Here is a 22,094-nt window from a genome sequence, read left to right as displayed (position 1 = left end):
ACCAGCGCAGTGACGGAGAAGATCCACCGCGCGCGCGTCAACAGAATGGGCAAGGTCCACAAGCCCGATGGAGGTGCGGCATGATCGGACATCTCGCCTATGCCGTTGGCAGTCCCTGTCCGACCCTGGTGCTGGACGCGCGGCACCTGCCGCGGGACCGCGACGCGCTGCTGGCCGCGCTCGGCGACGCCCGGCGGTGGATGTCCGACGCCGGCGGTGACCACGTGCTCAAGGTGGCGCTGATCGAACCGTCCAAGCACCCGCTGTGCGACCTGGACTACCGGTTCATCCAGGCGCTGCCCGAGGACCACGGCAAGTTCGACCTGCTCGGCTCGTGCGGGCACTCGGTGCTCTCGGCGATCACCTCGGCCGCCGAGAGCGGCATGGTGCCGCGGCTGGTGCCCGGCCAGCGGGTGCGGGTGAACGTGCTGAACAACGGTGACTACCTCGCCTGCGAGGTGGACGAGGTCACCAAGGAGAGCACCCGGTTCACCATGCACTTCCTGCAGACCCCGCCGCGGCCGGTGTCGGCCATGCTGCTCGACGGTTCCGCGGTGACCACGCTCGAAGTGGACGGCACGCACGTCGACGTTTCGCTGGTCTCGGCGGGCAACCCGTACGTCTTCGTCGGCGCCAAGGGAGCCGGGGTGGAGACGTCGGAGGAGCTGTTCGCCGACGACGCCGTGTTGTTCGACCGGCTCAGCCGCATCCGGGTGGCCGCCGCCGAGCACCTCGGGATGCCGGCGGACAGCGTGTTCCCCAAGGTCGCGGTGACCATTCCCGGGCCGGACGGCAACCTGGTGGTCCGGGCGATCTCGGTGCCGTCGTGGCACCCGACGCTGGCCATGACCGGCACCGCCTGCCTCGGCGTGGCGGCCGGGATCGAGGGCTCCATCCCGTGGCAGGCCGCGCAGGAGGCCGGTTGCGGGAACGACGTGATCAGCGTGGTCACCCCCGGCGGGGTGGTCGAGGTCTTCGCCGCCATGAGCATCCAGGACGACCAGCGGCACGTCGCCTGGATCACCGTCGGCGACAAGCGGGTCGACTTCCACGGCTCGTTCTTCATCGAACCGCTCGCCCACTTCCAATTCAAGGAGACGTCCGAATGCCTGTCGGAGTCAGCAGCATGACTGACCTCGCTTCGACGCTGGAGATCTTCCGCGAGGCCGCGGCGCGGTCCGACGACACCAACGTGCCCGACGACCAGGCGCTGATCGAACTGCGCAAGTCGGGTCTGCTCGCCACCGCGGTGCCCGCCGAGTACGGCGGCAACGGGGCGGACACCGTCGAACTGAACGAGCTCGTCTCGACCGTCGCCGAGGTGAACCCCTCGATGGCGATCATCATGTTCCAGCACTTCGCCGTCTGCGCCCGGATCAACGAGTGGGGCACGCCCGAGCAGAAGGAGCAGTGGCTGCCGTCGATGGCCGCCGGGGACACGCTCGGCGCGTCGGCGTGGAGCGAAACCGGGGCGGGTGCGGCGAAGAAGAACCTGAACACCTCGGCCGAGCGGATCGAGGACGGCCGCTGGCTGCTCAACGGCGCCAAGTCCTTCACCACCGGCGCCGGGGTGGCCGACATCTACCTGGTGCTGGTCGGCACCTCCGCGGGCAGCGAGCAGGCGCAGGACACGAAGAACGTCTACGGCTCCGCCGGGCAGACGTTCTTCCTGGTGCGCAAGGAGAACGAGGGGCTGGTGGCGAACCTGGGCCTGGAGCTGGCCGGGATGCGCGGTTCGGCAACGGGCTTCGTTTCGCTGAAGGACTGCGTGGTCGCCGACGACGACCGGCTCGGCCCGGTCGGGCACGCGCCCGCCATCATCGCCGGGGTCCGGCAGTCGGGCGCCACGCTCGGCGCGGTCTCGGTCGGGGTGGCGAAGGCGGCGCTGGACGTGGCGCTCGCGCACTTCACCAAAACCGGGGCGCTGGAGGCGCCGACCGTGCGGCACCGGGTGACCGAGCTGAGCGTGCAGGTGGAGGCGGCGCGCGCGATCGTCGCCTTCGCCGGCACCCGCCGCGGGGAGGACCCCGGCGCGGTCACCCTGCGCAGCAAGCTGTTCGCCTCGGTCACCGCCGAGCACGTGTGCTTCGAGGTGGCCCGCATGCTCGGGTCGGCCGCGTACCTGGTCAACCACCAGCTGAACCGGCTGATCTCCGACGCCAGGGCGGTGGCGCTGATGGGTCCGACGAACGAACTCTGCCGAGAGCTGGTGTCCGCGTCATGGGTGAACTGAAGTCCGACCTGGTGGTGACCGGCGGCCGGGTGGTCACCCCGGACGGGGTGCGCGCGGCCAACGTGGTGGTCGACGGCGGCAGGATCACCGCGATCACCGAGGACCTCCCGGCCGCGGAGTCCACTGTGGACGCGGAGGGGGCCTACGTGCTGCCCGGCCTGATCGACACCCACGTGCACTTCCGCACGCCCGGCCTGCTGCACAAGGAGGACTGGGCGCACGGCAGCCGCGCGGCCGTCGCCGGTGGGGTGACCACGGTGATGGACATGCCGAACACCATCCCGCCCACGCTCGACCCGGAAGCCGTGGTGGCCAAGGCGGAGCTGGTGCGCGGCAACTCGCTGGTGGACTTCCGCTTCCACATCGGTGCCGACCCGGAGCGGCCGGAGGTGCTGGCCGGGCTGGACCCGGAGATCGCGGTCAGCGCCAAGGTGTTCATGGCCGGGCACCACACCGCGCCGACCGTGGTCCGCGACCCGGCCGCGCTGGAGAAGATCTTCGCCACCGCCGCGGGCAGCGACCTGCAGCTGGTGCTGCACGCCGAGGACGACTCGCTGTTCGAACTGCTCGACCAGTGGCAGGGTCCGCCGGTCACCTACGCCGAGTACGAGCAGCGGCGCCCGCGCAGCGGGGGCATCGCCGCGGTGGCCAGGGTGCTGGAGCTGGTCCGCCGCTACGGCACCAAGGCGCACATCCTGCACCTGTCCAGCCGCGAAGAGGCCGACCTGGTGTGCGCGGCCAAGGCCGCCGGACTGCCGGTGAGCTTCGAGGTGACCGGGCACCACCTGTCCTTCACCGACTCCGACACCTGCCGCGGTGGCGCGCGCACGCGGCTGTCGCCGTCGATCCGCGCCAAGGCCGACCAGGACCGGCTGTGGGCGGCCGTGCGCGCGGGTGAGGTCGCCAGCATCGGCAGCGACCACGCCCCGCACACCGTCGAGGAGAAGACCCGTTCGGTCGCCGACTCGCCGCCCGGCCTGCCGGGGGTCCAGGAGCTGGGCACCGCGGTGTGGACCGGGATGCGCCGCCGGTTCGACGAGCCGGAGGACGTCTCGGCGGCCCGGCTCGCCGAGGTGCTCTCGGCGAAGCCCGCCGAGCTGTTCCGGTTGGCGGGCAAGGGCCGCGTCGAGCCCGGTGCCGACGCCGACCTGGCCATCTTCGACCCGGGCGAAACCTGGATGCTCTCGGCCCACCACGTCTTCGCCAAGTGCGGCTGGTCGGCCTACGAGGGCTGGACCATGTCGGGCCGGGTGCGCCGGACGATCCGGGCCGGGCAGGTGGTCTGGGACGCGGCCACCGGCACCTTCGGCGACTACAGCGGGCGCTGGCTCACCGGGAGGGAAGCCTGATGTTCGAAGGCATGAACCGCAACATCAAGATCCGCATCGGCGTCGGCTTCGTCCAGCGGTTCCTGGACGTCATGCTGATCCCGCTGATGGTGATCTACTTCTCCCAGCTCTACGGCGCCGCCACGGCCGGCGTGCTCACCATGGTCGCCGCCGCGGTGGCGATCGGCTGCACCTTCCTCGGCGGGCACCTCTCCGACGTCCGCGGCCGCCGGAGCACCCTGCTCGTCGGTGAGGTGGGCAGCCTGGTCGCGTTCGTCGGCATGGCGCTGGCCAACTCGGTGTGGGAGTCCGGCATCGCGGTCTACCTGTTCTACCTGGCCAACACCGGACTGATCGCGATCGTGCGGCCGGCCAGCGACGCGATGGTCATCGACGCGTCCGAGCCGGAGATCCGCAAGGCGGTCTACGCGGTCATCTACTGGTCCACCAACGTGGCCTTCGTGGTCGGCGCGCTGGTCGGCGCCTTCCTCTACAGCAACCTCAACGAACTGCTCTGGGCGTCGGCCGCGGCCACCGCGGTGGTCGCGCTGGTCACCTGGCTGTGGGTGTCGGAGACCAAGCCGGAGGGTTCGGGCGAGCCGGCGCCGCAGCGGAACTGGCTGGTCGCGATGCTGCTCGGCTACGTCGACGTGCTCAAGGACCGGGTGTTCGCCAAGCTGTTCTGGGGCATCCTGCTGTTCACCTGCGTGCAGGTGCAGCTCTCGTCCTACATCGCGGTCCGGCTGGCCGAGGAGTTCACCCCGCAGCGGCTGTTCGACCTCGGGTTCTGGCAGCTCGACGTGGACGGCGTGAACATGTTCGGCATCCTGCGCTCGATCAGCTGCTTCCTGGTGGTGTGCCTGGCGCTCTACGCCCGCAAGATGCTGGCGCGGACCAGCGACGGCAAGCAGCAGACCATGGGCACGGTGATGTTCACCGCCGGGTACATGGTGGTCGCGGTGTCCAACGACCCGTGGTTGCTGATCGCCGCGGCGGCGGTGTTCGCGCTGGGGGAGATCGTCTGCTCGCCGTCCCGGCAGGCGCTGCTCGCCGACGTGGTGCACCCCGACGCGCGCAGCAAGTACATGGCCGTCTACCAGCTGCAGTTCCGCATCGCGCTGGTGGTGGGCCCGCTGTTCATCACGCTGGGCACGCAGGTCTCGTCCGTGGTGATCAGCCTCTGCTACGGGGTGTTCGGGGCGGCTTCGCTCTTCCTCGTCCAGTTGACCATCCGTGACCGGGACGCGGGCCGGGCGGCCGGCGCCCCGGCCCCGCTCGCCACCGCGGGCAAGAGTTGAGGAGCGCAACGGTGACCCCCGAGAGAACGGTGCTGCTGATCGGCGCCACGGTGCAGGTGGTGCGGGCGGCCAAGGACCACGGGCTGTCGGTGATCCTGATCCAGCACCAGAACAAGTTCACCCAGCAGCAGGCCGACCTGGCCGACATCACGCTGATCGCCGACTTCACCGACTGGGCCGCGGTGCGCCCGCTCGCCGAGTCCGCCTACGAGCGCTGGGGCTTCGCCACCGCGCTCGGCCTGACCGACCCGGCGCTCGACGCGGCCGCCCGGATCAACGACCTGTTCGGCCTGCCCGGCACCAGCTACGAGGTGTCCCGGCTGCTGCAGGACAAGTACCGGATGCGGCAGCGGCTGGCCGAGGCGGGCTCGGACACCGCGATCGGTGCCCGGCTGCTGTCGGACCGCCAGAGCCTGCTCGAGTTCGGCGCGGAGTTCGGTTACCCGTTCGTCGCCAAGCCGACCGACGCCGCCGCCAGCCTCGGCGTGTTCCTGGTGCCCCGGCCGTCCGATGTGGACGACGTGTGGCGGGAGCTGGAGGCGCTGCGCGGTGGTGGCCCGGCGCGCGGCTGCGGCGGGCTGTTCACCGTGACCGACGTGATCATGGAGGAGTACGTCGACGGGCCGGAGTTCAGCGTCGAGTCGTTCAGCTTCGGCGGGCGGCACGTGGTGGTCTCGGTGACCGAGAAGTCCACCGCCGACGGGCACTTCGCCGAACTGGGGCACACCGTGCCCGCCCGGATCGACCGGTTCCGCGAGCACCGGATCGTCGAGGCCACCCGCGAGTTCCTCGACGCGGTCGGGCTGACCGACGGGCCGAGCCACACCGAGATCAGGTTCAGCCGCCGCGGGCCGGTGGTGATCGAGTCGCACAACCGGATCGGCGGCGACCGCATCCACGACCTGGTCGAGGCGGTCTACGGCATCGACCTGACCCACTACGCGGTCGGCTGGCCGTTCGGCCTGGTCGCCGAACTGCCCGACCGGCCGAAGGCGGACGGCGGCGCGGCGGTCCGGTTCGTCGAGGGCACGGCGGGCACCGTCGCCTCGATCGACGGTCTCGACGAACTGCGGGCGCGCCCCGAGGTGATCGCCGCCGCCGCGCTGGTCTCGGTGGGCGACCGGGTGGGTCCGGTGCGCGACAACCACGACCGGCTGGCGCTGGTCGCGGCGACCGGGCCGAACAGCGACGCCGCGGTGAAGCTGTGCGAGGAACTGATCGAGAACACCCTGCGGATCCAGGTGGTGCCGGAATGACGATCGTGATCCTGGACGGAACGCCCGGCCCGCTGCCGCCGTACGCGGACTGGCTGCGGGACAGCGGCAAGGAACTGCTGCTGGTGACCGGGCGCACCCGAGAAGAAGTCGGCGAGGGGTACCACCGCGTGGAGGTGGTCGACGGGTACGCGAACTCCCCGGCGGTGGACCGGTTCCTGCTGAACCTGGGGCAGCGCACCGAGTTGTCCGCGATCGTCGCCACCGAGACACCGGACCTGGTGCGCAGCGGCGCGTTGCGCGACTACTTCGGCATCGCCGGGCAGAGCCGGGAGGACGCCGTGGTGCTCGCCGACCCGATCGCCGTGCGGCAGCGGCTGGCCTCGGCCGGGGTGCCGGTGGTCGGCGCCGCGCCGGTGCTGCGGATCGCCGACGTCTACGCGGCGGCGGCGGAGTTCGGTTACCCGGTGCGGATCCGCGAACGCAAGATCCCCGGTCACCCGACCGCCGCGGTGCTCAACGACGAGGCGGAGGTGCGCATCTACACCCAGGGCGGGCTCACCCCGGACCTGATCTCGGTGCCCAGCCTGTTCGCCGAGCCGTGGGTGGTCGGGGAACGCCACCGCGTCGTCGCCCCGATCGCCGCCGGTTCGGGCGAACACCCGGAGTTGGTGTCCATCGCGGAAGCCGCGCTGGCCGCCCTCCCGGTGGTGCCCGGCCAGCCGTACGCGGTCGAGGTGGTGCACACCACCGACGGGCGGCGGCTGGTGGACGGGATCGCCACCGAGACCGCCGACGAGGACGAGCACCGGACGGCCGTGCGGGTGCAGGCCGGACTCGAGACAGGAGTGACGCGATGACCGTCCTGGTACTGCACCACCGCAGCTCCCTGGCGGCCTGCCCGTACCCGCAGTGGCTGGCGGGGTACGACGGCGACGTGGTGCTGATCGCTTCGCGGGAGCACCTCGGCTGGGTGGGGGAGGACCTGCCCACCGGCGACGACCACGGCTACCGGCACCTGGAGGCCATCGACGACTACGAGGTCGGCGGCGTGCTGGAGGAACGCGTGCTCGAACTGGCGCGCAAGTACGACGTCAAGCACATCTTCACCTTCCAGGAGCACGACCTGGAACGCGCCGCCCAGCTGCGTGAGCTGCTCGGCCTGCCGGGCCAGACGCTGGAGAGCGCGGTCCCGTTCCGGAACAAGCTGGTGATGAAGGAGATCGTCTCGGCGGCCGGCATCGAGGTCGCGCCGCACGCGCCCATCGAGTGCGCCGCGGACCTGCTGGTCTTCGCCGAGCGGCACGGGTTCCCGGTGGTGGTCAAGCCGCGTGACGGTGCCGGTTCGATCGGCGTCAAGGTGCTCGACGACTCCGCCGAGCTGAACGCCTTCCTCGACGAGGACCTGGACATCTACGGCCCGCTGCAGTCGAACCTGATGGTGGAGGCGTTCGTCCCCGGTTCGATGGCGCACGTCGACGGGCTGGTGGTCGGCGGCGAGGTGGTCTTCTCCTGGCCGTCGCAGTACCTGTTCCAGCTGGCCTCGTTCAAGGAGGAGCGCGGGGGCAGGCACGACGTCACCATGGACCGCGACGACCCGCTGGCCCAGCGCATGATCGACTTCGTCGACCGGGTGATCGAGGCGCTGCCCGCCCCGCCGAACTTCGTCTTCCACTGCGAGGTGTTCCGCACCCCGGACGACCGGCTGGTGCTGTGCGAGATCGCCGGGCGCACCGGTGGCGCGCAGACCCGCGCGGTGATCCAGACGCTGTTCGGCGTCGAGCTGAACGAGTGCTGGCTGCGGGCCGACGTCGGCCTGCCGCTGCCGATCGAGACCGGGGGCGGGCGGCTGCAACCGGCCAAGATGACCGGTCAGCTGGTGCTCGGCAAGCGGCCGGGCAAGGTGCTCGCGGTGCGGGGCGAACCGCCGTTCGACTGGGTGGAGCGGCAGAAGGTCTTCGTCGAGGTCGGCGAGGTGATGCCGGTGCCGCGGTACTCGGCCGACTTCATGGCCGCCTACCTGGTCTCCGGGCCGGACCGCGCGACCGTGCAGCACCGGCTGAACGAGCTGGAGACCTGGTTCTTCGACGGCTTGGTGCTCGGTGATGAGTGAGCGCGTCCTGGTCGCCGGTGGGGGCATCGGCGGCCTGGCACTGAGCATCGGCCTGGCGCGGGCCGGGCTGGCGGTGACGGTGCTCGAGCGGGCCGACCGGATCGCCGACGTCGGCGCCGGGCTGGTGCTCTACCCCAACGGCATCCGGGCGCTGGACGCGCTGAGCGCACCGCTCGGCAAGGCCGTGCGGGCGGCCGGTCACGTGGCCGTGCCCGGGGACGTGCGCCCGCACCTGCGGTCCGACGGGGTGGTGCTGGCTTCGGACCCGATCGGTGAGCTGGAGAACCGCTGGGGCACGCCGCACGTGATGCTGCTGCGCTCGGCGTTGCAGAACGCCCTGCTGGACGAGGCGCTCGCGGTGGACGTAGACCTGCGCATCGGCCACGAGGTGGTCGGCCACACCGCGGACGGGTCCGGGGTGCGGGTGTCCCTTTCGGACGGGTCGGCGGTCACCGGGGACCTCCTGGTGGGTACCGACGGCCTGCGGTCCGGCGTGCGGGCACGGCTGCTCGGGGACACGCCGATCCGGTACCGGGGCTATTCGTCGGTGCGCGGCCGGACCGCGGTTTCGCACCGCTTCCCGGTCGGGGTGACCGCGGCCGGGCCGGGCATCGACCTGTTCGTCGGCGCGGTCGGGGGCGGGCTGCTCTACTGGACCGCCAAGATCATCGCGCCGCCGGGCGTGTGGCCGTCGAAGACCCCCGAAGCGGCCCTGCGCGACCTGCTGGCCGAGATGGCGGACTGGCACCCGTCGCTGCGGGAACTGGTGGAGACCACCGACACCGCGGCCGGTGTGGTGATGACCGACATCGTCGACCGCGACCCCATTCCACAGTGGACACACGGCCGGGTGACCCTGCTCGGCGACGCCGCCCACCCGATGGCCCCGACGCTGGGCCAGGGCGCGGGCATGGCACTGGAGGACGCGGCCGTGCTGACCGCCTGCCTGGTGCGCGGCTCGCTGGCCGACTACGAGCGCCTCCGGGTGCCCCGGACCCGCGAGATCGTGTTGCTCTCCCGGCGCACGGGCGGCGTCGACCGCGAACGCGCCGTCGAGTTCTCCACCTCGGACGCCCAATTCGCCCAGATTTTCGGCTGGCAGATCGAAGGAGTGCAGTGATGACCGATTCCAAGCTCGGGCCTGGCATCATCTCCGGGCTGGAGGACCTCGTCGGCGGCACGCCGATGGTGCGGCTGCGGCTGCCCGGCGTGCCGGAGGACGTGCGGCTGCTGGCCAAGGTGGAGATGCTCAACCCGCTGGCGAGCGTGAAGGACCGCGCCGCGCTGTGGATGCTCAGGGACGCCGAACGCACCGGCAAGCTGCCGCTGGAAGGCGGCGGCACGGTGGTGGAGGCGTCCTCGGGCAACACCGCGATCTCACTGGCCGCACTGGCCGCGATGCGCGGGCACCGGTGCGTGATCGTGCTGCCGGACAACGCCACCGAGGAGCGCAAGGCGATCCTGCGGGCGTACGGCGCGGAACTGGTGCTCGCCGACCACACCCAGGGCCTGCCGGCGGCCATCGCCAAGGCGGCGGGCATCGCGCAGTCCATCCCCGGTTCGTGGTTGTGCGGTCAGGAGGCCAACCCGGTCAACGTGGAGGCCCACTACCGCACCACCGGCCCGGAGATCTGGGAGGCCACCGGCGGTGAGGTCGACGTGGTGGTGTGCGGGGTCGGCACCGGCGGCACGCTCACCGGCATCACCAAGTACTTCAAGGAGCGCCGCAGCATCCACACCGTGGCGGTGGAGCCGACCGGTTCGCCCGTGCTCTCCGGCGGGGAACGCGGCCCGCACAAGATCCCCGGCATGGGCGGCGGCTTCATCAACCCGGTCACCGACGTCGACTGCATCGACCAGGTGATCACCGTGGCCGACGAGGACGCCGCGGACTCGGCGAAGGAGCTGACCCGGTCGCTGGGCCTGTTCGTCGGGGTTTCGTCCGGGGCCGCGGTGCACGCGGCCCGTGTGCTCGCCGCCAGCGAACGCTGGGCCGGGGCCACCATCGTCACCGTGCTGCCGGACAGCGGTGAGCGGTACCTGTCCATCTGGGAGTCGCTGGGCACGCAGGAGCAGCAGGCGCGCGCCGCCTGAGACCTTTCGAGGAGAAGCATGAGTGAATCGACCACGCACTGGAACGACGTCGGCATCGACTACGACAAGGTGCTGAACACCGACGAGTCGAACGTGAAGCTGCTGGCCGCGGCCGTCGGGCTGCTGCCACCGGACACGAAGGACCTGCTCGACATCGGCGCCGGCACCGGGCGGCTCACGTCGCTGGTCCGGAAGGCGCTGCCGGAGGCCACCATCCTCGGCGTCGACCCGGCACCGACGATGGTGGAGGCCGCGGAGCTCAAGTTCGCCGACGACCCGAAGGTCTCGTTCGCCGGTGGCCTGGTGGAGGACCTGTCGTTCCTCCCGGACAACAGCTTCGACGCGGTGATCTCCAGCTTCGCCCTGCACCACCTGGAGCTGGACACCTACAAGCTGGCCGCGGCCGAGCTGTTCCGCGTGCTGCGCCCGGGCGGCCGGTTCGTCAACGCGGACCAGTTCTGCCGGGTGATGGGCCCGGCGGGCAGCCCCGACCGGGCGAAGGACGTGCTCGACCTGCTCACCGCCAAGGCGAAGCACTACCTGGAGCACGCCAGCTTCGAACGGATGCTGCTGCAGATCGACCTGCTCCCGCGCTTCATGCGGGAGGACGGCGAAATCCTGACCACGCCGGAGTTCTGGACGGAGAAGCTGCTGAGCGCGGGCTTCGCCGAGGCGCACATCGTGGAGACGCCGCCGGCGGAGTTGTACAACCGGGTGATTTGGGCGGTCAAGCCTTCCTGAGGCCGTTCTGCTGGCGCACGGTCGGGAACCACCCCGGTTTCCATTGTGACTACGGCGAAGACCCCGATGTCAAGGCGGGAAAGATGCCTTGACATCGGGGTCTTCGCCGTGTTTTTGGCGGTGGACCGGGGTGGGGCGGGGGTGTGGGTGGGTTCCTGGGAGCGGGTGCCCGGCTGGCGGTTGGTATCCGCCGGTGGGTGGGTTCCTGGGGTTGGGTGCCCCGGCTGGTCGTTGGTATCCGCCGGTGGGTGGGTTCCTGGGGTTGGGTGCCCCGGCTGGTCGTTGGTATCCACCGGTGGGTGGGTTCCTGGGGTTGGGTGCCCCGGCTGGCGGTTGGCATCCGCCGGTGGGCGGGTTGCTTGGGGTTGGTGGTCCGGCTGGTTGCCGGCACCCCGGCCGAGCAGCAGGGGTGATCACGGGTGAGGTCGGCCAGCCGGTGTGCTCTTCACCCGCCTCGGCCGGCAGGGGTCCGTTCTGAGCGACGGGAAAGCGGCGATGGCCTCTTCGCCAGGGCAGCCCTGGCGAAGAGGCCATCGCGTTGTGACCGGAACCGCGGTCAGCGCACCGGGGTCAGGTGGTCCGACCGGTCGAAGGTGGCCACGCTGGCCTCCTTCGGGGCCTTGCCCAGCTTCTCCCGCAACCGCATCGCGGGGCTCTCGATGAGGTAGTAGCTCAGCGTCGCCGCGACCAGGCTGCCGAAGAAGCAGATGCCCAGCAGCTTCCAGAAGCCGTCCGCGCCGAACACGCCCTCGTTCCAGAAGTAGATGATCGCGATGTGCCACAGGTACAACCCGTACGAGACCTTGCCGAGGTACAGCATCACCGGGTTGGTCAGCACCGCGTCGATCAGGCGGGACCGGGCGTTCGGCAGGGTCAGCGGGGCCACCGCCAGCAGGCCGAACGACAGGTACAGCACGTGCTCGATCAGGCCCTGCGCCATGTCCGGGTAGTTCGCGCTGCCGGCGTCACCGAACGGCTGGAAGCAGGCGATGAGGTAGACCACCAGCGCCGCCGCCCAGGCCGAAGCCGGTTTGCGGGAGAGGAACCGGTAGATCCGCGGGGACTTCTCCGGGGCGATCTCGGCCGCGGCCGACAGCGTGGCCAGCGCCATGCCGGCGGCGATGAAGCCCATCCACTTCAGCGGCCACTTGTCCTCGATCGGCCAGCCGCCCATCGAGTCGGTGAAGGTGTAGGCGGCGAAGGCGAACCCGGCCACCGCGACCACGCCGAGCACGATCAGGATCCGGCGCGCCTTGGCGGCCACGTCGGCGCCCCCGCGGGCCACCCGGTGCAGTGCCCAGGCCAGCACCGGCAGCAGCGCGTAGAAGGCGATCTCGGTCGACAGGCTCCAGCTCTGCTCCAGCCCGAACACCCACGCCTCGTTCTCGTACACGTGCAACAGCAGGAACGGCCGCACCACGTGCCACAGGTTCTGGATGCCCTCGCTGTTGAACGCGATCAGCACCACCGCCAGGGCCACCCAGAACGCCGGCAGCGTGCGCAGCGCCCGGCGCCACAGGTACGGCTTGACCCCCGGCTTCTTCGTGCCCCCGAGCGCCGCCAGCACCCACGGGCGGTACAGCAGCACCCCGGACAACACGAAGAAGATCGGCAGGCTCACGTGCAACTGCTGCAGCAGCACGCCGGCGAACCCGTTCCCCGGCTGCTCCATACCAGGGAACTCGGTCAGGGCGACCTGCGCGGAGTACAGGCCGACGTGGGTGAGGAGCACCCCCAGCGCGGCGAGCCCGCGCATACCCTCCAACTGCGGGAAATATCGGCGCTTGGTCGTGCGGACCCGAGGACGTGGGTCCACCGCGCTCTTTGTCACCATAACGGCTCCCTCACGGATTAATCAGACTCGGACAGCTTCGGCCACCGCGGCCACCCGGGTCATCTCTCCGATTGCGGCGGAGATCCACCGCAACAACGGAGAACGGCCCGGTACCGGCGAGAACGCCGATACCGGGCCGTGCGCGGGAAAGCCCCGTCAGCGGTTGAGCTTGACCACGTTCTCCAGGTCGGCCGCGGAGTAGTCGCGACCGGCCATCACCGTGGTGAAGTACTCCACCTTGTGACTGCTGTTCGGGCCGTCCGGGTCGCGCGGCCAGTCGCTGAGCGCGTAGGCGTTGTAGGTGTCCAGCAACGCCTGCGCCTCCTCGGTGGCCTGGGTGAACCGGGTGATCGGGTCGGCACCGCCGAGCACGTCGCGCATCGCCCTGGTCATCACGTCCTGGTTGCCGGCGAAGTCGCCGAACACCGCGCCCTGCTGGGCGGGCACCGCGTCGGCAGGCACGCCGTCCGGGCGCACCGCCTTGGCCGGGAAGCGGGTGACGTGGTCGCTGGCCACCCGGTGGTACGGGTGCTGCTCGAACCAGCCCTCCCGCTCCAGCAGCTCGAACGAGGCGTGGGTGACCGGCGCGAAGCTGTTCGCCTTGTGCCGGTCGGCGGCGTTGCGCGCGTTGTGCATGTACTGCAGGAAGGTCAGTGCACCGTCCTGAGTGGACTCGTCCAGCCCGCTGGTCAGCCACATCGAGGTGCCGGCGATGGCGTTGCCGACGTAGGGCAGCTGGTCGCTGAACGGGAACAGGCCGACCTCGATGCCGAACCCGCCGTCCTTGGCCGCCTGCACCATGTAGTTGACGTCGTTGGACGAGGAGATCCGGATCGCCACGTCCTGCTCGGCGAAGGCGCGCAGGGTCTGCGCCCAGTCGGGGATGCCGCCGGTGTGCAGGTAGTGGCCGTCGCGGTGCAGCTCGCGCCAGATCTCCGCCCACGCCAGCATTTCCTTCGACGCCAGCTCGGCCTCGGTGGCGCGGCCGGACCGGCCGTTGTCGTTGTTCACCAGCAGCCCGCCCTGGGTGGCGACGGCCTGCTGGTAGAAGGTGCCGTGGTTGGACCAGGTGATGGCGTGCTCCGGCCCGCCCTGGCTGCGCGCCACCTGCTCGCACACCGCGGTGACCTCGGCCCAGGTCTGCGGCAGCTCGGTGACGCCCGCCTTCTCCAGCAGGTTCGTGTTGGCGTAGAGCAGGCTGGTGGTGCACACCGACGGCATGGACATCAGGTCGCCGCCGACGGTGTAGTACTCGCGGAACGGCTTCATCAGGTCGCCGAGCACCACCGGCTCGCCGTTGATCTCCGACCGGCCGGCCACCGCCTGCTCCACCGAGGTGAACAGCGGGCTGCCGTCGGCGTGACGCAGGTCGCGGGCCACCTGGCCCATGTAGAAGTACAGTTCGGCGAGGGTGGGCGGGGTGCCCGCCGCGGCGGCGCGCGCCACCTCCTGCGGGAAGGTCCAGAAGTCCTTGCCCTGCACCCGCACCTCGTACTGCGGGTAGACCCGCTCGAAGTCCCGGCCGAGCTGGAACCAGCGGTCCATCCAGCCGGGGAAGGTCAGATCGGGGACCCAGACGTCGATGACCACTTTACCCATTCGATCTCTCCTCCTGGAATTCCTGTCGAGCGCACAGCTCCCCGATCGTTTCTCCGTCCACGATTTCGCACCGCCGTGCCCGTCCGCGTCTTCCCGATTGCTGGGGCGGGAAACGCGAAAACGGGGGTGGCGGAGGACGGGTGTTCCCGTTCTCCGCCACCCCCGTGGGTGGCGTCGCACCGCGGTCCGAGCGAACCGTGGGTACTACGTCAGGACTTCTTGGTCAGGTACTCTTCCAGGGCGTCGAACCAGGAAACCCAGCCTTCCTTGGCCTGGGGCAGCTCCTCCTCGGGGAGGTAGCCGGTCTGGCGGAAGCCCAGCTTGGTCTTGCCGTTGGCCTCGGTGAAGGTCAGCGTGACGGCTTCCTCGTTCTCGCCGCGGGACTTCTTCTCCTCGAACTCCGGGTCGTTCGGGTCGATCAGCGAAAAGACCAGGCGGGAGTTCTCTTCGACCTCGCTGTAGACGCCGTAGAAGGGGATCTCGGTGCCCTCGTAGTCGAGGGTCGCCTTCCAGCTGCCGCCGGGACGGACGTCCATCGAGATCGTCGGCAGCGGCGCCCCGAACCAGTGGGTGAAGTGCTCCGGTTCGGTCCAGGCCTTGAACACCTGCTCGGGCTTGGCGTCGATGGTGCGGGTGATCTTGATCTCGCGGATCGTGCGCTCTTCGGTCATGGGGGTTCCTCTCTGGGTGCGGTCCGGGCGGTGAACGCGGTGCTGGCACGCCGGTCGGTGCGGATTCGGTGAGCATCGGTACGTCATCGATCCGTTACCGAATTCTGTCAGCGGTGCGGGCGACGCGGCCAGTGCCGTGGTCACCACCTCTCCATGTATTCCTCACATCCGGCGCGGGAATTGTTCATCCTTGCTGTTCGGGGCGCCGGGCGCGGGCAGAGCGCAATCCGGGAGACGTGGCCGGGCACGCCGGGTGTGAGGGTAAAGCCAGCCAGGCCGCCGGAGAAAAGGATTCGTGCAGCGATGACAGCCACGGTGCAAATTCCCGAACCGGAACTGACCCCGGACCAGGTCGTCGCGCGGGCTGAGGCGATCGCACCCTCGCTCGTCGAACGCCAGGCGGAGACCGAGAAGCGCGGCTACTACGCCGAGGACACCCACGAGGCGTTCCGGGCGGCCGGCTTCTACCGGATCCTGGTGCCCCGCCGCTACGGCGGTTACGAATTCGGCCTGGACACGTTCATGCGCGTGGTGCAGGCGCTGACCAGGGGCTGCCCGTCCACCGGCTGGATGTACTGCCTCGGCGCCGCGCACGCCCACGCCGCCGCGTCGATCTTCGACCAGCGCGTGCAGGACGAGATCTTCGCCGTCGGGGACTTCATCTGCCCCGCCACGGTCGCGCCCGGCGGCACCGCCGAACAGCTGGAGAACGGCGACTGGCGGCTCAGCGGCACCTGGAACTACTGCTCCGGTTCGCCGTACGCCACCCACTTCATCGGGCACACGCTGGTCTTCGGCGAGGACGGCACGCCGTCACCGATGATGTTCGTGGTGCCGCGGTCGCAGTGGACCCGGCTCGACGACTGGAACACCACGCTCGGCCTGCGCGGCAGCGGTTCGCACAGCATTTCCATGGACAACGCGCACATCCCGGCGCACCACGTGTTCGAGATGCACCTGAGCCAGGTCGACGTCTCCGGCGGCACGCCGGGTGCGGTGCTGCACCAGAACCCGTTCTACGGCGGGGGCCTGCTGAGCTTCATGGTGCTGGAGGACGCCGTGCTCGCGGTCGGCATGGCGCAGAGCGCGCTGGACGCGTGCGAGGAGCTGATGAAGACCAGGAAGACGATCTTCCCGCCGATCCAGGGCCGGGCCGAGGACCCCGACTACCAGTTCCGGTTCGGCCAGGCCACCGGCATGATCGCCACCGCGGAAGCGGCCTTCCACAACGCCATCCACCAGTGGGAGGTGGCGTCCGCGGAGGGCTCGGCGGCGTTCACCCCGGAGCGCGAGCTGCGGATCGCGTTGATCTGCCGGGAAGTGGTGCGGCTGAGCTTCGACGCGGTGCAGGCGCACCTGGTGCCCACCGCCGGGTCCAGCGCGGTCCGCAACGGCGCCAGGGTCGAGCGGGTGTGGCGTGACCTGTCGATGCAGCACAGCCACGCCGGCATCTCGGTGTTCCTCTCCGCCATCGCGCAGCGCGAGTACAGCCAGGCGCGGCTGGGGGCGGCATGAGGGTGCAGCCCAGCTATTCCTCCGGCGCCTCGGCCACCTCGCTGCTCGGTGAGACGATCGGTGCCCGGTTCGACCGCGCGGTGGAGGAGTTCGGCGAGCGCGACGCGCTGGTGGACCGGCCGACCGGGCGCCGGTGGACCTACGCCGAACTCGGCGCCGAGGTCGACGTGCTCGCGCTCGGCCTGCTCGACCACGGCATCCAGCCGGGCGACCGGGTGGGCATCTGGGCGCCGAACGGTGCGGAATGGGTGATCGTGCAGTACGCCTGCGCGAAGGTCGGGGCGATCCTGGTCAACCTCAACCCGGGGTACGGCAGGCACGAGATCGAGTACGTGCTGAACCTGGCCGGGGTGCGGATGCTGGTCTCCGCGGACCGGTTCAAGACCTCGGACTACGCCACGATGATCGCCGAGAGCGACTGCCCGGCGCTGGAACACGTGGTGCTGCTCGGTGGTGAGACCTGGGCCGAGCTGCTGGACCGCGGCCGTCGCGGGGACCCGGCGCTGCTGGCCAAGGTCGGCGCCTCGCTGCACGCCGACGAGCCGATCAACATCCAGTTCACCTCGGGCACGACGGGTTTTCCCAAGGGTGCCACGCTTTCGCACCACAACATCCTGAACAACGGGTTCTCCGTCGGGGAGCTGTGCGGGTACGGGCCCGAGGACCGGGTGTGCGTGCCGGTGCCGTTCTTCCACTGCTTCGGCATGGTGATGGGCAACCTGGCGGCGATGACGCACGGTTCGTGCGTGGTGATCCCGGCGCCGGTGTTCAACGCCCGCGCCACCCTGGAGGCGGTCGAGGCCGAGCGGTGCACGTCGCTCTACGGCGTGCCGACGATGTTCATCGCCGAGCTGGCCGACCCGGACTTCGCCTCGTTCGAGCTGTCGTCGCTGCGGACCGGCATCATGTCCGGCTCGCCCTGCCCGATCGACGTGATGCGCCAGGTGGTCGAGCTGATGGGGATGACCGAGGTGACCATCTGCTACGGCATGACCGAGACCTCGCCGGTCGCCACGCAGACCCGGGCCGACGACTCGCTGGAGCGCCGCGTGTCCACCGTCGGCCGGGCCGGGCCGCACGTGGAGATCAAGGTGGTCGACCCGCGCACCGGCCTCACCGTGCCCCGCGGCGAGGCGGGTGAGGTGTGCATGCGCGGTTATTCGGTGATGACGGGTTACTGGGACCAGCCGGACAAGACCGCCGACGCCATCGACACCGCCGGCTGGATGCACAGCGGCGATCTCGGTGTGATGGACGAGCACGGTTACCTCAACATCACCGGGCGGATCAAGGACATGGTGATCCGGGGCGGGGAGAACCTCTATCCCCGGGAGATCGAGGAGTTCCTGCACACCCACCCGGACATCGTCGACGTGCAGGTGATCGGCGTCCCGGACGCGAAGTACGGCGAGGAACTGATGGCGTGGGTCCGGCTCCGCCCGGGGGCGCCCGCTCTGGATGCCGAGGGCCTGCGTGCTTTCTGCCACGGGGAACTGGATCGGCACAAGATCCCGCGTTACGTGCACCTGGTGGACGAGTTCCCGATGACGGTTTCCGGGAAGGTGCGGAAGGTGGAGATGCGGGAGCGGGCGATCGAAATCCTTGGTCTGGAGGATTTGCTGGCTACGAAGCACGCTTGAGAACGGGGACCCCGCCCCGGCGCCCCATCGTGACTACGGCGAGGACGGCTTCGGACCGCGGTGGGGAAGGGGGAGTCTGGCTGCTGCCCGACTTCTGCCCCCGGCTTGCGGTTCACCGCCCGCCCTTCTGGCGGAGGCAGGCCGCCCTCTTGGCTTCCGGCCAGGTGCCCAGCGGTGAGCCGGAAAGCCGGGTGAGGCACCAGCTGCGACGCCCGGCCTCTGCTGGGACGGGAAGCCGGGGGCAGAAGGCGGGCACCGGCCACACCCCCTTCCCCATCCCGATCCGGAGCCAGAACACGGCGAAGACCTCGTGGTCAAGGTAAGCACCCCAGCCTTGATCACGAGGTCTTCGCCGTGGTCACGATGGGCGAGCGGGGTGGGGAGCTACCGGTTGAACAATTCCCGGGAAATCAGCATCCGCTGCACCTCGCTCGTCCCTTCCCCGATCTCCAGGATCTTCGCGTCCCGGTAGAAGCGGGCCACCGGGTAATCGTTCATGAAACCGTAGCCACCGAAGATCTGGGTGGCGTCGCGCGAGTTGTCCATGGCGGCGTTGGAGGAGACCAGCTTGGCGATGGCCGCCTCCCGCTTGAACGGCTCGCCCGCCACCAGGCGCGACGCGGCGTGGTACCAGGCCAGGCGTGCGGTGTGGGCTCGGGCCTCCATGTCGGCGATCTTGAAGGCGATCGCCTGGTGCCCGCCGAGCGGCTTGCCGAAGGCCTCGCGGTCCCGCGCGTACCGCACGCATTCGTCCACGCAGCCCTGGGCGAGACCGGTGCCGACCGCCGCCAGGGCGATCCGGCTCTCGTCCAGCACCGACAGGAACTGCGCGAAACCGCGGCCCTCGGCACCGACCAGGTTCGGCACCGGCACCCGGCAGTCCGAAAAGGACAGTTCATGGGTGTCCGAGGCGCACCAGCCGACCTTCGAGTACGAGGGGGCCACCGAGAAGCCCGGCGTGCCCGACGGGACGATGATCGCCGAGATCTCCTTGCGGCCGTCGGCGGTCACCCCGGTCACCGCGGTGACGGTGACCAGCGCGGTGATGTCGGTGCCCGAGTTGGTGATGAACGACTTGCTGCCGTTGATCACCCATTCGTCACCGTCCCGCACCGCGGTGGTGCGGGTGGCACCCGCGTCGGTACCGCCGCCGGGCTCGGTCAGCCCGAACCCGGCGAGCGCCTCGCCCGCGCACAACGCGGGCAGCCACCGCTGCTTCTGCGCCGGCGTGCCGAACTTGTGGATCGGCATCGCCCCGAGGGACACCCCGGCCGACACCGCGATCGCCACCGACGAGTCCACCCGCGCCAGTTCCTCCAGCGCCAGCCCGAGCGCGAAGAAGTCGCCGCCCATGCCGCCGTGCTCCTCCGGGAACGGCAGCCCGAACAACCCCATCCGGCCCATCTTCGCGACCAGCTCGTACGGGAACTCCCCGCGCTGGTAGATCGGCCCGATCACCGGGGCCACCTCGGTGGCGGCGAACTCCTCGACGGTCTTGCGCAGGGTCTCGTGCTCCTCCGGCAACCGGAAGTCGATCACGGCGCGACCCCCCCCCGATCAGGCGGCGACGGCGGTCACCAGGCCGCCGTCGACGACGAACTCCTGCCCGGTGACGTAAGCCGACTTGGCCGAGAGCAGGAAGGCGACCGTCTCCGCGACGTCACCGGGCTGCCCGAGCTTGCCGAGCACCACCTGGCTGCGGAAGAACTCGCGGACCTGCTCGTTCGGCGCGACCTGGTCGAACATCTCGGTCTCGGTGTGGCCGGGGGTGACCGTGTTCACCCGGATGCCCTGCGGGCCCAGGTTCGCGGCCAGCGAGCGGCCCAGGTTCAGCACGGCGGCCTTGCTCGCCGCGTACAGCGCGCCGGGCGCCATGCCGCGGTGCACCAGCCAGGAACCGTTGAGCACCACCGAAGCGCCCTCGTTGAGGAACGGCACAGCCTTGGCCACGGTGAAGTAGGTGCCCTTGAAGTTGGTGCCGACGACCCGGTCGAACTCCTCCTCGGAGACGTCGCCGAGCAGACCCGCCGAGGCGGTGCCCGCGTTGGCGAACACGCCGTCGAGCTTGCCGACGGTCGCACCCACCTCGGCGAACAGGGCGTCGAGGTCGGCGGTGCTGGACACGTCGGCCTGCACGGCGAGCACGCGCTCACCGGCGTCGAGTTCCTTGACCGCGGTGTTCAGCCGTTCGCGGCTGCGCCCGGCGAGCACCACGCGCCCGCCGGCGGCCACCAGCCGCTGCGCGGTGGCGAGGCCGATACCGCTGCCACCACCGGAAATCAGTACGGACTTGCCTTCGAACTCAGTCATGCGTCCAGCCTCTCCCATCGCCTTCGACCTGCGCGTCTTCCTGATTGCCGAGGCCCGCTCGAGCGATCTCGGCGGCCACTGCCCCCACGTGCGGTTCGTCCAGCAGGTAGAAGTGCCCGCCGTCGAACATCCGCGTCCGCAGCCCCGCCCCGGCCCGTGCCCGCCACGCGGGCAGCTCGGCCGGGGGCACCAGCTGGTCGTCGTGCGCGCCGAGCACGGTCAGCGGCACCGCCACCGGGCCGAGGAAGCTCACCTGGGCCAGCCGCAGCCCCAGCGTCAGGTCCGAGCGCAGCAACGCCATCACGTGCTCGCGCCAGAACGGGCTGGCCAGGATCTCCTCCGGGGTGCCGCCACCGGCGCGCATGATCTTGACCAGGTCGTCGTCGCTCCACCGGCCTGCCCGCTCGGCGGCCGAGCCCCCGGACGGGTAGGCGCTGAGCACCAGCCCGGCGAACGGCTCCGGCTTGGCCAGCGCGATCGCGGCGGCCAGCGCGGCCCCCATGCTGTGCCCGAACAGCACGGTCGGCAGCGCGGGCAGCGCGACGAGTTCGCCGAGCACCCCCGCCACCACCGCGTGCGGATCCGACGGCGTCTCCTTGAAGCTCTCGGAGAACCGGCGTTCCCGGCCGGGCAGCGTCACCCCGAGCACCTCGAAGCCCGCCGGCAGGCGTTCGGCCAGCGGCATCAGCACGTTCGGCCCGGCACCGGCGTGCGGGACCAGCACCACGCGTGCCCCGGGCACCCCCTCGGCGGCACGCAGCACCGCCGTCCACGATCCGGCCATCATCGCTCCCTTCAACCGGCGATCCGGAGCGGGGCCACCGCCCGGTACAACTCCTCCGCGCAGGCGGTGGCCAGCGCGTCCAAACTGGACACCGCCGACCCCGGCGGCAGACCGGCCGCGGTGTAGGCGATCGGCAGCTCCGTGCACGCCGTGACCACCGGGCGCCGGTCCCGCCGCCACAGCTCGGCGACCACCGCCGCGAACACCTCGGCGCCCTCCTCGGTGCGGTTGGCCTTGACCAGCGAGGCGGCCCGGTGGATCCGCTGCTGCCACGCCGCCGAGGGCACCAGCAGCGGATAGCCGAGCGCGGCGGCCCGCTGCTGGTACAGCCCGCTGGTCACGGTGCCGGTGGTGGCGGTCAGCCAGGCCCCGGACGGGCTCACCCGCCGGGCCACCCGCAGCGTGGCGTCCACGATGTGCACCACCGGCACCGGCAACCGCAGCCGGTCGATGAACACGTGCGCGGTGTTGCACGGCACCGCCAGCAGGTCCGCGCCCCAGCCGGCCAGCGTCCGCAGCCCGTCGCGGATCGGTTGCAACGGGGTGTCCTGCCCGGCGAGCAGGGCGTCGGTGCGGTCGGGCACCGACGGTTCGGACAGCAGCACGATCCGCGGGTGCTCCTGGTCGGTCCTGGCCGGGACCCGCAACGCCAGCAGCCGGAGGAACTCGGCCGTGGCCGCGGGTCCCATGCCGCCGAGCACCCCCAGCGTGGCGGGCACC

General features: G+C 70.6%; 19 protein-coding genes. 12 read left to right on the top strand and 7 right to left on the bottom strand.

The annotated features are described in order from the left end of the window. The first annotated feature begins 80 nt into the window (after positions 1 to 80). From AC07EG_RS25190 to AC07EG_RS25145, 10 genes are read left to right on the top strand one after another with little or no spacing between them, the layout of a single operon-like run. Positions 81 to 1,130, top strand: coding sequence for a PrpF domain-containing protein (locus AC07EG_RS25190; RefSeq protein ID WP_478255632.1), 1,050 nt, complete (start codon positions 81 to 83; stop codon positions 1,128 to 1,130). Next, positions 1,127 to 2,233, top strand: coding sequence for an acyl-CoA dehydrogenase family protein (locus AC07EG_RS25185; protein WP_478255631.1), 1,107 nt, complete (start codon positions 1,127 to 1,129; stop codon positions 2,231 to 2,233). Before AC07EG_RS25190 ends, AC07EG_RS25185 begins: the two co-directional genes overlap by 4 nt. Further along, entirely contained in the window at positions 2,221 to 3,582 is a 1,362-nt protein-coding gene (locus AC07EG_RS25180; protein ID WP_478255630.1) for a dihydroorotase, read from the top strand. The genes AC07EG_RS25185 and AC07EG_RS25180 overlap by 13 nt, the downstream gene beginning before the upstream one ends. Further along, complete coding sequence (locus AC07EG_RS25175; protein ID WP_478255629.1) at positions 3,582 to 4,859, top strand: MFS transporter; 1,278 nt, start codon at positions 3,582 to 3,584, stop codon at positions 4,857 to 4,859. The genes AC07EG_RS25180 and AC07EG_RS25175 overlap by 1 nt, the downstream gene beginning before the upstream one ends. Before the next feature lie 11 nt (positions 4,860 to 4,870). After that, positions 4,871 to 6,115 (top strand): ATP-grasp domain-containing protein, encoded by a 1,245-nt coding sequence (locus tag AC07EG_RS25170; protein ID WP_478255628.1) that lies wholly within the window; start codon positions 4,871 to 4,873, stop codon positions 6,113 to 6,115. After that, positions 6,112 to 6,933, top strand: a complete 822-nt coding sequence (locus tag AC07EG_RS25165; RefSeq protein WP_478255627.1) for an ATP-grasp domain-containing protein — start codon at positions 6,112 to 6,114, stop codon at positions 6,931 to 6,933. Before AC07EG_RS25170 ends, AC07EG_RS25165 begins: the two co-directional genes overlap by 4 nt. After that, positions 6,930 to 8,186: an ATP-grasp domain-containing protein gene (locus tag AC07EG_RS25160; protein WP_478255626.1), complete on the top strand. Its 1,257-nt coding sequence runs from the start codon at positions 6,930 to 6,932 to the stop codon at positions 8,184 to 8,186. The genes AC07EG_RS25165 and AC07EG_RS25160 overlap by 4 nt, the downstream gene beginning before the upstream one ends. Continuing rightward, positions 8,179 to 9,306, top strand: a complete 1,128-nt coding sequence (locus AC07EG_RS25155; protein WP_478255625.1) for an FAD-dependent monooxygenase — start codon at positions 8,179 to 8,181, stop codon at positions 9,304 to 9,306. The genes AC07EG_RS25160 and AC07EG_RS25155 overlap by 8 nt, the downstream gene beginning before the upstream one ends. Next, positions 9,306 to 10,280 (top strand): PLP-dependent cysteine synthase family protein, encoded by a 975-nt coding sequence (locus AC07EG_RS25150; RefSeq protein WP_478255624.1) that lies wholly within the window; start codon positions 9,306 to 9,308, stop codon positions 10,278 to 10,280. Before AC07EG_RS25155 ends, AC07EG_RS25150 begins: the two co-directional genes overlap by 1 nt. 18 nt (positions 10,281 to 10,298) lie before the next feature. Next, positions 10,299 to 11,021, top strand: a complete 723-nt coding sequence (locus AC07EG_RS25145; protein WP_478255623.1) for a class I SAM-dependent methyltransferase — start codon at positions 10,299 to 10,301, stop codon at positions 11,019 to 11,021. 556 nt (positions 11,022 to 11,577) lie between these two features. On the opposite strand, the gene AC07EG_RS25140 is transcribed toward AC07EG_RS25145, so the two are convergent. The 3 genes from AC07EG_RS25140 to AC07EG_RS25130 form a co-directional block, all read right to left on the bottom strand. After that, the gene (locus tag AC07EG_RS25140) at positions 11,578 to 12,777 is read right to left on the bottom strand and encodes an acyltransferase family protein (protein ID WP_478255622.1); all 1,200 of its coding nucleotides are present in this window, start codon (positions 12,775 to 12,777) and stop codon (positions 11,578 to 11,580) included. Positions 12,778 to 13,011: 234 nt separating this feature from the next. Continuing rightward, the gene (locus AC07EG_RS25135) at positions 13,012 to 14,454 is read right to left on the bottom strand and encodes an extracellular solute-binding protein (protein ID WP_478255621.1); all 1,443 of its coding nucleotides are present in this window, start codon (positions 14,452 to 14,454) and stop codon (positions 13,012 to 13,014) included. Positions 14,455 to 14,663: 209 nt separating this feature from the next. Continuing rightward, entirely contained in the window at positions 14,664 to 15,125 is a 462-nt protein-coding gene (locus AC07EG_RS25130) for an SRPBCC family protein (RefSeq protein ID WP_478255620.1), read from the bottom strand. Between the two features lie 303 nt (positions 15,126 to 15,428). On the opposite strand from AC07EG_RS25130, the gene AC07EG_RS25125 reads away from it, so the two are divergent. Together AC07EG_RS25125 and AC07EG_RS25120 are read left to right on the top strand one after the other, a co-directional pair. Continuing rightward, positions 15,429 to 16,640 carry an acyl-CoA dehydrogenase family protein gene (locus tag AC07EG_RS25125; protein WP_478255619.1) on the top strand — a complete coding sequence of 404 codons (1,212 nt, stop codon included), beginning with the start codon at positions 15,429 to 15,431 and terminating at the stop codon, positions 16,638 to 16,640. After that, a complete protein-coding gene (locus tag AC07EG_RS25120) occupies positions 16,637 to 18,280 on the top strand; it encodes an AMP-binding protein (protein WP_478255618.1) in 1,644 nt (547 codons plus the stop codon). The genes AC07EG_RS25125 and AC07EG_RS25120 overlap by 4 nt, the downstream gene beginning before the upstream one ends. A 384-nt stretch (positions 18,281 to 18,664) precedes the next feature. Here the strand turns inward: AC07EG_RS25120 and AC07EG_RS25115 are convergent, their stop codons facing one another. The 4 genes from AC07EG_RS25115 to AC07EG_RS25100 are packed head-to-tail and all read right to left on the bottom strand — an operon-like array spanning position 18,665 to position 22,093. Next, positions 18,665 to 19,819 carry an acyl-CoA dehydrogenase family protein gene (locus tag AC07EG_RS25115; RefSeq protein WP_478255617.1) on the bottom strand — a complete coding sequence of 385 codons (1,155 nt, stop codon included), beginning with the start codon at positions 19,817 to 19,819 and terminating at the stop codon, positions 18,665 to 18,667. 18 nt (positions 19,820 to 19,837) lie between these two features. Further along, complete coding sequence (locus tag AC07EG_RS25110; RefSeq protein ID WP_478255616.1) at positions 19,838 to 20,590, bottom strand: SDR family NAD(P)-dependent oxidoreductase; 753 nt, start codon at positions 20,588 to 20,590, stop codon at positions 19,838 to 19,840. Beyond that, the gene (locus AC07EG_RS25105) at positions 20,583 to 21,374 is read right to left on the bottom strand and encodes a thioesterase II family protein (protein WP_478255615.1); all 792 of its coding nucleotides are present in this window, start codon (positions 21,372 to 21,374) and stop codon (positions 20,583 to 20,585) included. The genes AC07EG_RS25110 and AC07EG_RS25105 overlap by 8 nt, the downstream gene beginning before the upstream one ends. An 11-nt stretch (positions 21,375 to 21,385) precedes the next feature. Then, positions 21,386 to 22,093 (bottom strand): aspartate/glutamate racemase family protein, encoded by a 708-nt coding sequence (locus AC07EG_RS25100; RefSeq protein ID WP_478255614.1) that lies wholly within the window; start codon positions 22,091 to 22,093, stop codon positions 21,386 to 21,388. Position 22,094: the final 1 nt, after the last annotated feature.

This window comes from Amycolatopsis sp. NPDC045836 (assembly GCF_056431745.1).
This window is presented reverse-complemented; position numbering and strand designations above follow the sequence as displayed.